The organism is Actinomyces sp. Z5, from assembly GCF_003287795.1.
In the GTDB taxonomy this organism is placed as follows: domain Bacteria; phylum Actinomycetota; class Actinomycetes; order Actinomycetales; family Actinomycetaceae; genus Actinomyces; species Actinomyces glycerinitolerans.
Genome location: NZ_QMIN01000040.1, coordinates 56,890 through 69,491, shown reverse-complemented (window position 1 = coordinate 69,491; position 12,602 = coordinate 56,890). Strand labels below are relative to the sequence as shown.

Below are 12,602 nucleotides of genomic sequence, written 5' to 3'. Positions count from 1 at the left end.
CGGTAGTGGGAGAGCGTGACGGATTCAGGCAACCGCGGCAACGGCGCAGCCGTGGGCGGGCAGGTCCATATCCCACCAGCCGTCGACGACGGCGGCGCGCTTGCTGGTCCACAGGTCGGTGAGGTGGCGGGTCGTCTGGGGCAGCCCGAGATCGGCCAGGTGCAGGCGGCGGGTGCGGGGCTCATCGCCGAGGTTGAAGACGGCGCGGACATCCCGTTCCCCTTCCCCCCGGCCGGGCGCCGGACGCAGCGTGGAGCGCCAGACCACGAGGTCGCCGTCGCGGATGATCTCACGGCAGTCGGCGCCCCGCTCACCCAGGGCGAGCACGACGTCGTTGCCGAGCAGGGCGATGGTTTCCGGCGAGGACTCCGGCAGATGTCCGCCCATCATGAGCGGGGAGCGTGCAATGCTCCACAGCGTCAGCATGGTGCGTTGCTCGTCGAGGTTCAGGCGCGAGTGCCGCGGGTCGCCGACATGCGCGCGTAGACCAATTCGCCCCAGAGGCAGCATGTCCAGGTCCCCGACCCCGTCGTCGCTCTGTACTGCGGCCCAGCGTGCGGCCCGTTGGAACTGTTCCACGACTGCTTCCCAGTCGTCCCACAGGTCGTCCGAGACCCGCCACATCTGGGCGTGCTCGCGTAGGAAGTCGGCGTGCTCAAGCGACAGCTCGCGCCCCGGAGACAGGCTGAGCGTGATGTCGCGGCCGGAGCGCTTGATCGCGCGGTGGATCATGGCGATGTCGGGGCGGCGGATGGGCGGGTAGAGCACGTCGTCGACCTTGACGAAGTCCACACCCCAGGTGGCCAGGAGTGCGAGCAGCGAGTCGTACCAGGCCTGGGAACCGGGGTGATCCGGCTGCACACCCTCGTTGTCCGGGTTCCAGGGGCAGCGGTCGGATGGGGGAGTGGCAACGTCCCGGGCGGTGTAGGCGGTGCCGAGGATCGGGGTGTTCGCGGCGACGGCTCGGCGCGGGATGCCCCGCATGAGGTGCACGCCGAAGCGCAATCCCAGGGCGTGGATCGCCTCCGCCAGCGGTCCGAACCCGGCTCCACCCGCCGCCGAGGGAAAACGGTTCTCGGCGGGCAGCGGACGCCCGTAGGCGTCGATGACTGCCGCCGAGTGGGCGTTGTAGTCCGCGGTGCCGGGGGCCGGCTCGTACCACTGGATGTCTACCACGACGGTGTCCCAGCCATGTGCGAGCAGGTGCTCGTGGATGAAACGCGCGTTGTCTAGAACCTCGGCCTCGGTCGCCGACCCGCCGAAGCAGTCCCACGAGTTCCAGCCGCGCGGCGGGAAGGTGGCAGGTGGGGAAACTGGTGGTGTCATCATTGACTCCTAGAAGCGAAATGTAGTCCGTATCATGAAGCGGTGATGAATCGTTGTCAAGAGTGCTCGGTGGGTTCGGTGCGGAGACCGTCGCCATGCGTGGCATTGGGCTGCCGCAACCGCTGTACCCCGATACCGTGTGATCGGCGGTGGATGGAGCCGCCCCGGGAGCGAGACACGGGAGGGGAGGAGCCGATGGCTGTCACTATGCGCCAGGTAGCGGAACTGGCGGGCGTTTCGCTCAAGTCCGTCTCCCGGGTGGTCAACGGTGAGCCGAATGTGAGCGACGAGCTCAGACACAAGGTGACGACGGCCATCGACCAGCTCGGTTGGCAGCCCAACGCGCTGGCGCGAACGCTACGTACCGGCCGCACCGAGACCGTGGCCGTCATCGTTCCCGACTTGCGTTCCGGCTGGGTCGCCGCGCTGGCGCAGGCATTGGTGATCGAGGCGGACCGGCGCGGGCTCCGCACCGCCATCGAGCCGTGTGGTCGCGATCGCAATCGCGCCGTCCAAGTGCTGACCGAGCAGTCGACGTCATTCGACGGGGCGATTGTGGTGGGAGGAATCCATGGCGAGGACGTTTCCTCTGCGGGGGGAGGGCCCCTGCCGGTCTGTCGGATCGAGGCCTTCGGGGCTAACGGCACTCCGACGACCGGCGGAGGTGTCGGCTTGGATTTGGATCAGGCGGCCGACGTCGTCAGCCGGCATCTGCGGGCGCTGAGACTGACGGCTCCGGTGGTCGTCGGCCCTCGCCTGGACCGGCCAGGTGCCTTCGCTCATGCCCTGCAGCGGGCGCTGGATACTGCGGCGGTACTGGAGACGGATGCCGTGCCCAGTCGCGCGGAGGGATTCCGGCTGGCCGCACGACTGGTGGAGGACCTCGACCGCCATGACGTCGTCGTGTGTGCCGATGACGAGCTCGCCCTGGGTGTGCTTGCGGGGCTCAGAAGTCGAGGAGTGCGGGTACCGCACCAGATCGCGCTGTGTGGGTGCGGCGGTCTCGAGGATGGACGATTCTCCTCGCCGTCGCTGACCACACTCGGCTTTCCCACCGGAGAGATTGCGAGGATTGCGCTGGACGATCTCCAACGGAGGTGGGAGCCGGGTTCGCACAACAGGGCGATGACACGGGTCGGGGCCACGCTGATACGTCGCGAATCCACGCTGGGGTTCACCTCCGCGCCCCCGCTGTCGATTGGGCCGTTGTCGTCTCCCCGGGTGGAGGGGTTCTGATGCAGCGGCGGGTCAGGCTCCGCGATGTGGCTCAGGCGGCCGGCGTGTCGGTGGCCACGGCGTCGACGGCGCTATCGGGAGGCGGGAAGAGCGGGACGACGCGATTGTCCGAGCAGACCCGGAGGCGAGTCAGGCAAGCAGCGCGTACCCTCGGGTACGTGCCCTCTGAGGCCGCTCGGGGATTGGTCACCGGCGTATCCGGGCGGATCGCAATCGTGGTTCCCAACCTCTATCAGCCCTACTTCTCCCGTCTTGCGGAGATGCTTATCGACGAGCTCGCCCAGCGCGGCCTGCGCTCGACGATCCGACTGACCGAGGATGTGCCCGCGCGCGAACGCGACGCCGTCATGGGAGTGTCCACGGGGGACGCGGACGGCGTACTCATATGCCCCCACCACTTGAATGACGCGCTGTTGGCCGGTCGGCGGCCTCCCCTGCCGGTGGTGCAAATCGGTTCGACCCCGACGGCGGGTGTTGCGGGAGTCGCCATGGACGAGTTCGGTGGCGCCCTCGCTGCAGCCCGACACCTGGTCTCCGTCGGCCGTAGCCGCATCGCCTACATGGCCCAGATGGACGGCGATGGCGGGCCACGTTTGGAGGCCTACCGCTTCGCGCTGCAGGAGGCGGGTATCGATGTCGATCCGGCCCTGATCGTGCGGGGCGAGGACTGGGACCGCAGGGACACCGGCCTGGAGTCGACAATCGGCCTGCTGCGCTCGGGGATCCGCTTCGACGCGCTGATGTGCATCAATGATGCCGTGGCCATCGGTGCCCTGCGCGCTCTGCAGGCGGCCGGAGTCGCGGTCCCCCGGGATGTCGCGGTGACCGGCTTCGACAACACCGTCGAGGGCGAGTTCACCGTTCCGTCGCTCACCACCGTCGATCCGGGAACCGACACCATGGCCCGTGCCGCGGTGGAGTGCCTCGTGGCGCAGCTACAGGGTGAGGCGCCCGGGGCGCCCGCAGAGGCGCCGACCACCTTGATCGTGCGCGGCTCCAGTCGCTGAACCTTCTGCGCACCGCCGCTCCTCTGCCTGGTGCGACGCCCACATCGACGACAAGGTGTGCCCTGAATCACTTGATCGCGGTTGACAACGTTTAATCAGGCGGTCATGATGGACATGTCACAACAGCAATGAGGAGTTGACAATGGCGCCACTCGATTTGCAGCAGACCGCCTCTTCGGCCTGTCTGTGTGCTCCGGCCGCCCCGGGCCCGCACGCCCGCCCCGTCGGCCGTGCCCCGCTCGGCATCGACGCGGTCCGCATCTCCCCCGAGAGCCCTCTGGGGCGCTGGCAGGAGCGCAATGCTTCCCGCACTATTCCCCACTGCATCGAGCAGCTGGAGGTCTCCGGCGTCATGGACAACTTCCGGCGCGTGATCGGCGAGTCCGGCGCCCCCTACCGCGGTTTCGTCTTCGCCGACTCGGACCTGTACAAGGTCATCGAGGCCGTCGCCTGGGAGATCGCCCGCTCCGGCACCCACGACTTCGACGCCTGGCTCGACGAGGCCATCGCGCTGATCGCCCGCGTGCAGGAGCCGACCGGCTATCTGCACACCTGGATTCAGGGCGTTCGCCCGGACAAACGCTTCGCCGAGCTGGAGCGTAACCACGAGATGTACGTGCTCGGGCACCTGATCCAGGCGGCTGTCGCCCTGGACCGGGCGGCTGGACGGGACGAACTGCTCCGGGTCGCGATCCGTTTTGCCGCCCTGGTGGACCGCCGCTTCGGCCCGGGCCGTGAGGACGGCATCCCGGGGCACCCCGAGATCGAGACCGCACTCATCGAGCTTCACCGCCACACGGGCGAGGCCCGCTGGCTGCACCTGGCCGAGCACCTGATCAACCAGCGCGGCCACGACATCCTCCTCGATGAGGGCTTCGGACGTCGCTACTACCAGGACCACGCGCGCGTGCGTGAGGCCGTCGACCCCACCGGCCACGCGGTCCGCCAGCTGTATCTGAACGCCGGTGTCACCGACCTGTTCCTGGAAACCGGTGAGTCGGCGCTACACGACGTCATGCGAGCGCAATGGGAACGCGTCCACGAGCGCAAGATGTACCTGTCCGGTGCCTTCGGCTCCCGCCACCGCGACGAGTCCTTCGGAAACGACTACGAGCTGCCGGCCGACCGGGCCTACGCCGAGACCTGCGCCACCATCGCGGACCTGCACTGGACCTGGCGCATGCTGCTGGCCGGCGAGGACCGCCGCTACGCCGATGTCATGGAGCGCGAGCTCTACAACGCCCTGGCCGCGTCGGTGGATGAGAGCGGCACCCGCTTCTTCTACTCCAACCCCATGCAGCGACGTCCCGACCGCTTCAGTGAGGAGAACGCCCCCGCGCAGCGGCAGCCCTGGTACGCCTGCGCCTGCTGCCCGCCCAACATCGCCCGCACCATCGCCCAGGCCGGTGCGTACGTGGCCACCGTCCGGCAGGCCCCGGACGGGCCCGCGCTGGAACTGCACCAACTTCTCGCCTGCGAGATCGAACTGCCCGAATCGCTCGGCGGCGGAACGCTGACGGTCCGGACTCGTTACCCCGCCGACGGTGAGATCTCCCTGCACGTCGTGGGTGGCGCCCTACCTCCTGGAACGGCGGTGCAGGTACGCATCCCGGTCTGGGCGGACGGCATCACCCTGTGTGTGGGAGGGAAACAACGCCCGGTGTCCGAGGCCGAGCAAACCCACGGCTACATCCAGATCCCGGCCGACGACGTCGACGGCGCCGTCCTGCAGCTCCCGCTCCGTCCCCGCTGGATTGCCGCCAACCACCGTGTGGACGCCGTACGCGGTGCAGTCGTCCTCGAGCGGGGGCCGATCCTGTACTGCCTGGAGCAGGTGGACCTGCCGGAGGAAATCGCCGCCGATGACGTTTTCCTGCCCGGGCCGCCGGATGTCGCTGAGCTACCACCGACGACGACTGGTCCGGCCCCCGTACTGCGGGTGAGTCTGGCGGTGCGTGATCCCGATGATCGGCTTTACCGCCCGGCTTCATGGGTCGAGCCGGCCGAGCCCTCACGAAACGTGGAGGCGGAACTCGTGCCCTTCTCCACCTGGGGCAACCGCGGCCCCGGTGCCATGCGCGTATGGATTCCGACCATCTGACCCTGCTGAGATCCACGCCCTTCCGCATTTGTCCATCCCACAACCCTCACTCAAAGGAGAGAACCATGAACACCTGTACACGTGTGCCCGCGTTCAGCCGACGCACCATGCTGCGGAGCCTGGCAGCGGCCACCGCCGTCACCGCTGCAGGCGGCACGCTCGCCGCCTGCAGCAGCGGATCCGGATCGGGTGGCTCCAACCAGCTTCGCATCCTCGTGCTTAAGCACCCCCTCACCAAGCCCATGGCCCAGATGGCGTGGACGAAGCGGCTCGAGGACGTCGCGGGTATTCCCATCGCCTGGGAAGAGGTCTCCGCCGACTGGGATCAGAAGAAATCCACGATGCTTGCCGCAGGCGATGTGCCCGATCTGATCGTAGGCACTGGAGCCATCTCGGACTCCGACCTGGCCACCTACGGCACGCTCTTCGAGGATCTCTCCGACGATCTCGACGCCATTCCCAACGTCAAGGAAATGCTGGCGGCGAAGCCGGAACTCACGGCCCTGGCCACCCAGAGCAGCGGTGCGATCTACGCCGTCCCCGGGTACAAGCGCTTCTGGCCGCCTACCGTTCAGCACCAGTACATCAACCGCCAGTGGCTGGATGCGCTGGGTCTGGAAATGCCCACAACCTGGGACGAGCTGTATGACGTACTTGTCGCCTTCAAGGAGGGCGATCCGACCGGGACCGGGGCGAAGGTGATCCCCATGGACTGGAGCCCGGTGGGCACCACGGGCTTCGGCTACTTCCAATCCGTACAATTGCTCGGGTCCACCGGCCTGCCACTGTCCTCGGGCGGCGGCCAGGGCTACTTCCTCCAGGACGGCAAGGTCTCCAATTTCCTCATCGACGAGCGCTACCGCGACGTCATGGTCTTCCTGTCCAAGTGCTATGCGGCGGGGCTGATCTCCGAAGAGGTGCTGACCCAGGACTACTCGGCCTACCAGTCAGCCGCTCGCGGGCCGGGGGACGGTGTCGCCACGGTCGGGTTCACCTGGGGCTGGACCCGCTCCGACCGCTTCGGTCCCGAGATCTACGAGCAGTACGAGGCGATGCCCGTACTCGCACAGAAGGCCGGACAGACCGCTCCCGTGGCCTGGAGCTACGACGGATTCGGCGAGAACTTCCCCGCCAACCAAATCGTGGTCTCAGCCTCCACCCCGAACAAGGAGGCCGCCCTGAAGGTCCTCAACGCCTTCTACGACCAGGAGATGAGCCTGCAAGTGCTCTTCGGAGACATTGGCCCGAACATTGAGAAAGTCGATGAGAGCACCTATAAGGTCCTGCCGGCCGAGGACGGCACCGACCCCTCGACCTGGAAATGGACCTCCACGCTGGCGGACAACGGTCCCATGTGGATCCGTGACGACATCACCGTGGAACTGCCCACGGACCTGCAGGAGGCCATCGACGAGACCGTCCCCCTGCAGCCCGCCATCGACAACATGGATCTGGAGAAGGACGTGTACCCCACCCAGTTCATCAAGATGACCGCCGAGGACATCAGCGCCATGGCGCTGGTCAACACCACCATGCTCAACACCACCCAGACCAAGTTCGCCGATTGGATCACCAACGGCGGGGTCGAGGAGCAGTGGGACGACTACCTCGCCACCGTTAAGGCGTCGGGCATCGAGGACAACATCGCCAAGATGCAGCAGTACTACGACGACTACATGGCTTCGAAGCAATGAGTACCGCAGTAGTGAAACGCGCCGGCGCCCCGGCGGGACGTTCCGGGCATGGCCTGGCCAGACACCTCAAGCGCTATTGGCAACTGTGGGCCATGGTACTGCCGGCCACCGCCTTCGTTCTGGTCTTCGCCTACGTTCCCATGTACGGCATTCAGCTGGCCTTTCGGGAATTCGACTTCACTGCCGGCCTGACCGGCGGCAGGTTCGTGGGGTTGAAGTATTTCCAGCAGTTCTTCGATTCCCCGATGTTCGCCACCCTGATGCGCAACACCGTGCTGATCTCGATAACCACGCTTGTGCTGGGATTCATCGCGCCGATCATCCTCGCGCTGTTAATCAACCAGTTGATGCGCTCGCGCATCAAGCGCTGGGTCCAGACCATCACCTATCTGCCTCACTTCATCTCCGTGGTGGTGATCGTGGGCATGCTGCAGGTGTTCCTGTCTCCCAGCGACGGCCTGCTTACACGGCTACTGGCGTCCATTGGTATTTCCGGCACCAACTTCCTGGGAGACACGGGCAGCTTCGTCCCGGTCTATGTCCTGTCTGACATCTGGCAGCACGCCGGATGGAACTCGATTATCTATCTGGCAGCGCTCGCGGGGGTCAACACCCAGCTTTACGAGGCCGCCCGAATCGACGGCGCCAACCGGTGGCAACTCATACGCCACGTGGATATACCGGCCCTCGTGCCCACGATGATCATCCTGCTCATTCTCAACATGGGCAACGTACTCAACACCGGCTTCGAAAAGGTGTTCCTGATGCAGAACACCCTGAACCTGCCGATCTCCGAGGTCATCTCGACCTACACCTACAAGATCGGCATTCTCAGCAGCCAATTCAGCTACTCGACTGCCATCGGCCTGTTCAACACGCTCATCAATTTCACCTTCCTCGTGCTTGCCAACCGCATCGCGAAGCGGGTGTCGGATACGAGCCTGTGGTGACGAAGGAGGAGACATGACCACCACATCGCTCTCATCGGGTCGATCCCGCAGGGCACGGCGACCTCACTCTCGGCGTCGGCGCTGGTCGTCGGGGGAGAGGCTGTTCGACCTCGGCGTGCTGCTGGCATGCGCGCTTGTAGTGTTCGCGACCCTGTATCCGATCTACTTCGTCCTGATCGCGTCCATCAGTGACTCGGGTGCCGTGGCCACCGGACAAGTCGTCTTGCTTCCCAAACGCCTGAGCCTGTTCGGGTACGAACAGATACTCGGCGACGCGCGTATCTGGACCGGGTACCGTAACACGATCATGTACACGGCGGTGGGTACGGCCTTGAACCTGGCGGTCACACTGCCCGCGGCCTTCGCGCTGTCGCGCAGGGAGTTCCGACCGCGGCGCCCGCTCATGCTGTTCTTCGCCTTCACCATGTTCTTCAGCGGCGGGCTCATTCCAACGTATCTGCTCTACAAGGACCTTGGGCTGCTGGACAACTGGCTGGTGTTCATCCTGCCTTCGGCGGTCAACGTCTACAACCTGATCATCGCCCGTTCCTTCTTCGAAAACTCCCTACCCGAGGAGCTCTACGAGGCGGCGACGCTTGACGGCGCGGACTACTTCAGGTTCTTCGGCACCATCGCGCTGCCGCTGTCGAAGGCAATCATCTCGGTGATCGGGCTGTACTACCTGGTGCAGCACTGGAATGACTTCTTCACCGGGCTCATCTTCGTCCGTGACTACGCCAAGCAGCCGCTGCAGATCGTCCTGCGAGACATCCTGCTGTCCAACCAGGCCTTCTCCGGCGGGGCCGGCGGTGGCGGCGGGTCGGGAGGCGCTTACGCGCAGCGATACGCCGACCAGATCAAGTATGGGGTGATCGTGGTGTCTACCCTGCCCGTCATCGTCGTATATCCCTTCCTGCAGAAGTACTTCGAGAAGGGTGTGCTGATCGGAGCGGTGAAGGGATGAGTGGCCGGCCCGCCCCACGGGGGCGCCTTATGCCCGCCCTCGTGGGGTGGCACGTACGCATCGGCGAGCTAGTAGGACGCCTGTTCGTCCTGCACCTGGTCTGGCTGCTGGGCGTGGTCGCCGGCGGGGTCATTCTCGGTGCGGCACCGGCGACTATGGCTCTCAACGCCGTCATTCGACGGGACCTGCTCAATCAGGCCTTGGATACGCGCAATTTGGTCGTCGCCGAACGGCCCGGCCTGTGGCAGGAGTTCTGGCGGGTGTGGCGTCAAGAGTTCTGGCGTGCGCAGGCGATCGGCGGCGTGGTGCTCGTGGGTTGGGTCGTGTTCGGTCTCGACCGGCTGGTACTGCGGGGCGGCATCGGCGGGGTCACGCCTTGGTTCTCTGGGATCGTGGTGGTGCTCAGCGTGCTCTGGGCGGCGGTGACGTTCATCGTTTGGCCGGTGGCGGTTCACTTCGATGAGCCCCTGCCGCGGGTGACCAAGCTGGTGGTGGTGTTGGCGCTGTCGCGTCCGGCGCACTCGCTGACGGTGCTGGCCGTCGTGGCGGGATGGCTGTGGTTGTGGCGCGCGTGTCCTGGGCTGATCCCGGTCTTCGGCGTGGCCCTGCCCGCCTGGTGCGTCTCCTGGTTGTACTGGCATTCCGGAGTCCTCCCCCTGCCCGAGTCGGCGGTGCCTTATGACGATCCCGACGACGTCGATGCCGAGGCAGCCATCCGGGCGCTGGCGGACCATTGACTGGAACGGGAACGGACACCCCGTCCGTTGGTAATGCCTTGACACCACCGATGTGAACGTTCACTATTGGGGTGTTGAGCTGCGGTGACCGCCGCGGCCGGGTCTGTGTGGCACCCAGACGGTTGGATGTCCAGCAAGCCCTCACCAGTGCGGCAACGGTGCCGAACGGCGCCGCCGCAGACCATGACCGACCAGACGAATAACTAGGGGAAGAACATGACCGAGCGGATTGTGTTGGCTGATTTGGATGATGGTGTGCGTGGGGCGGTGGCTGATGCGCGTGAGCGGGTGGCGCGTTTGCATGGGGAGTTGATTCGGTGGGGTTTGGTGGTGTGGACGGCCGGGAATGTGTCTGAGCGGGTGAGCGTGTCTCGTCCGGATGGGAGTGTGGAGCGGACGGGGTTGTTTGTGATTAAGCCGTCGGGTGTGGCGTATGAGGAGCTGACGGCGGACAACATGGTGGTGTGCACGCTGGATGGGGACAAGATCGAGGATGGGACGCCGGAGAATCTGACGCCGTCGTCGGATACGGCGGCGCATGCGTATGTGTATCGGCATATGGACCGGGTGGGTGGGGTGGTGCATACGCATTCGACGTATGCGACGGCGTGGGCGGCGCGGCGGGAGCCGGTGCCGTGTGTGTTGACGATGATGGCGGATGAGTTTGGGGGTGAGATTCCGGTGGGTCCGTTTGCCTTGATCGGGGATGATTCGATTGGGCGGGGGATTGTGGAGACCTTGTCGGGGTCGCGGTCGCCGGCGGTGTTGATGGCGAATCACGGCCCGTTCACGATCGGGGTCGATGCGCGGGCGGCGGTGAAGGCTGCGGCGATGTGTGAGGAGGTGGCGCGTACGGTGCATATCGCGCGTCAGGGGGGTGAGCCGGTGCCGATCGAGCAGGACCTGATCGACCGCCTCAACGACCGCTACCAGAACGTCTACGGCCAACACTAACCAACCCGTCCGCCCCGAGCCGGTGCCCCGCCCCGAGTCGCCGCCCGGCACGGTGCGGGCCGCCCCTGAACCTTTTTCAACCTACTGTCTATCAACGCAATTCAAAGGAGAAGACTCATGACTGCTCTACCCAACCCCTTCGACGGCAAGGAGATCTGGTTCCTCACCGGAAGCCAGGACCTGTACGGCGAGGAGACCCTGGCTCAGGTCGCCGACCAGTCCCAACAGGTAGCCGCCTGGCTCGACGCCGCCGATGCCATTCCGGTGCGCATCATCTGGAAGCCGGTCCTGAAGGACCGCGACGCCATCCGCACCGCCATGCTCGCCGCCAACGCCGACGACGCCTGCATCGGTGTGATTGCCTGGATGCACACCTTCTCCCCGGCCAAGATGTGGATCGGTGGCATCGACGCGCTGTCCAAGCCCCTGGTTCAGTTGCACACCCAGTACTCGCAGTCCCTGCCGTGGTCCACCATCGACATGGACTACATGAACCTCAACCAGGCCGCCCACGGCGACCGCGAGTTCGGCTACATCCTGACCCGCCTGAGCCAGCCCCGCAAGGTCGTCGTCGGGCACGCCACCCAGGCGGCCACGCAGGCCAAGATCGGCACCTGGGCCCGCGCCGCCGCCGGCTGGGACGCCCTGCATGCCACGCGCCTGGTCCGCTTCGGCGACAACATGCGCAACGTCGCCGTCACCGAGGGCGACAAGACCGAGGCCGAGCTGCGCCTGGGCGCCAGCGTGAACACCTGGGGCGTAAACGACCTGGTCGAGGTCGTCGACGCCGTCACCGAGGCCGAGATCGATGCCCTCATCGAGGAGTACCTGGACGCCTACGACGTCGTCGAGGAACTGCGTCCCGGCGGCGAGCGTCACGAGTCCCTGCGCTACGGTGCTCGCATCGAGGCCGGCATGCGCCGCTTCCTCCAGGAGCGCGGTGCCACCGCCTTCACCACCAACTTCGAGGACCTCGGCGGGCTGCGCCAGCTGCCGGGCCTGGCCGTCCAGAGGCTCATGGCCGACGGCTACGGCTTCGGCGCGGAGGGCGACTGGAAGACCGCCCTGCTCGTGCGCGCTGCCAAGGTCATGGGCTACGGCCTGCCCGGCGGCGCCTCCCTCATGGAGGACTACTGCTACGAGATGACGCCCGGCAAGGAGAAGATCCTCGGCGCCCACATGCTGGAGGTCTGCCCCTCGCTCACCGAGTCCAAGCCCCGCCTGGAGATCCACCCGCTGGGCATCGGGAACCGCGAGGACCCCGTGCGCCTGGTCTTCGACGCCGACCCCGGCGCCGGACTCGTAGTCGCCATGTCCGACATGCGTGAGCGGTTCCGCCTGACCGCCAACCTCGTTGAGGTCGTCGGTCCCGACGAGCCGCTGCCCAAGCTGCCCGTCGCCCGCGCCGTATGGGAACCGGCTCCCGACTTCTACACCTCCACCGAGTGCTGGATGCAGGCCGGCGCCGCCCACCACACGGTCATGACCACGGCCACCACCCTGGAGATGTGGCAGGACCTGGCCGAGATCGCCCGGATGGAACTGGCCGTCATCGACTCCTCCACCACCACCCGCGGCTTCGTGCAGGAGCTGCGGAATAACCAGGTCTACTACCGCCTCACCCAGGGCTGAG

General features: G+C 66.2%; 10 protein-coding genes and 1 pseudogene. 10 read left to right on the top strand and 1 reads right to left on the bottom strand.

What is annotated here, in order from left to right; genetic code table 11:
- Positions 1–24: 24 nt before the first annotated feature.
- Positions 25–1,329, bottom strand: coding sequence for a glycoside hydrolase family 27 protein (locus tag DRB06_RS04395; protein WP_220092970.1), 1,305 nt, complete (start codon positions 1,327–1,329; stop codon positions 25–27).
- Between the two features lie 192 nt (positions 1,330–1,521).
- Here DRB06_RS04395 and DRB06_RS04390 point away from each other — a divergent pair, with 192 nt between their 5' ends.
- From DRB06_RS04390 to araA, 10 genes and pseudogenes are all read left to right on the top strand, one after another.
- Positions 1,522–2,562: a LacI family DNA-binding transcriptional regulator gene (locus DRB06_RS04390; protein WP_168709500.1), complete on the top strand. Its 1,041-nt coding sequence runs from the start codon at positions 1,522–1,524 to the stop codon at positions 2,560–2,562.
- Positions 2,562–2,717, top strand: a pseudogene (locus DRB06_RS16905) (LacI family DNA-binding transcriptional regulator); the annotation flags it as partial. The gene DRB06_RS04390 and the pseudogene DRB06_RS16905, both read left to right, overlap by 1 nt.
- A gap of 3 nt (positions 2,718–2,720) precedes the next feature.
- Positions 2,721–3,569 carry a LacI family DNA-binding transcriptional regulator gene (locus tag DRB06_RS04385; RefSeq protein ID WP_240038133.1) on the top strand — a complete coding sequence of 283 codons (849 nt, stop codon included), beginning with the start codon at positions 2,721–2,723 and terminating at the stop codon, positions 3,567–3,569.
- A gap of 142 nt (positions 3,570–3,711) precedes the next feature.
- Positions 3,712–5,670 (top strand): glycoside hydrolase family 127 protein, encoded by a 1,959-nt coding sequence (locus DRB06_RS04380; RefSeq protein WP_111819219.1) that lies wholly within the window; start codon positions 3,712–3,714, stop codon positions 5,668–5,670.
- A 65-nt stretch (positions 5,671–5,735) separates the two neighbouring features.
- On the top strand, positions 5,736–7,364 hold the full coding sequence (locus DRB06_RS04375; protein WP_220092969.1) for an extracellular solute-binding protein: 1,629 nt from the start codon (positions 5,736–5,738) through the stop codon (positions 7,362–7,364).
- Between the two features lie 11 nt (positions 7,365–7,375).
- Positions 7,376–8,314 carry a sugar ABC transporter permease gene (locus tag DRB06_RS04370; protein ID WP_234416072.1) on the top strand — a complete coding sequence of 313 codons (939 nt, stop codon included), beginning with the start codon at positions 7,376–7,378 and terminating at the stop codon, positions 8,312–8,314.
- A gap of 13 nt (positions 8,315–8,327) precedes the next feature.
- Positions 8,328–9,278: a carbohydrate ABC transporter permease gene (locus DRB06_RS04365; protein WP_111819218.1), complete on the top strand. Its 951-nt coding sequence runs from the start codon at positions 8,328–8,330 to the stop codon at positions 9,276–9,278.
- Positions 9,279–9,307: 29 nt separating this feature from the next.
- A complete protein-coding gene (locus tag DRB06_RS04360) occupies positions 9,308–10,015 on the top strand; it encodes a YesL family protein (RefSeq protein ID WP_181575183.1) in 708 nt (235 codons plus the stop codon).
- A 216-nt stretch (positions 10,016–10,231) separates the two neighbouring features.
- Positions 10,232–10,969 (top strand): L-ribulose-5-phosphate 4-epimerase, encoded by a 738-nt coding sequence (locus DRB06_RS04355; protein WP_111819216.1) that lies wholly within the window; start codon positions 10,232–10,234, stop codon positions 10,967–10,969.
- A 117-nt stretch (positions 10,970–11,086) separates the two neighbouring features.
- A complete protein-coding gene (gene araA / locus DRB06_RS04350; RefSeq protein WP_111819215.1) occupies positions 11,087–12,601 on the top strand; it encodes an L-arabinose isomerase in 1,515 nt (504 codons plus the stop codon).
- Position 12,602 lies beyond the last annotated feature (1 nt).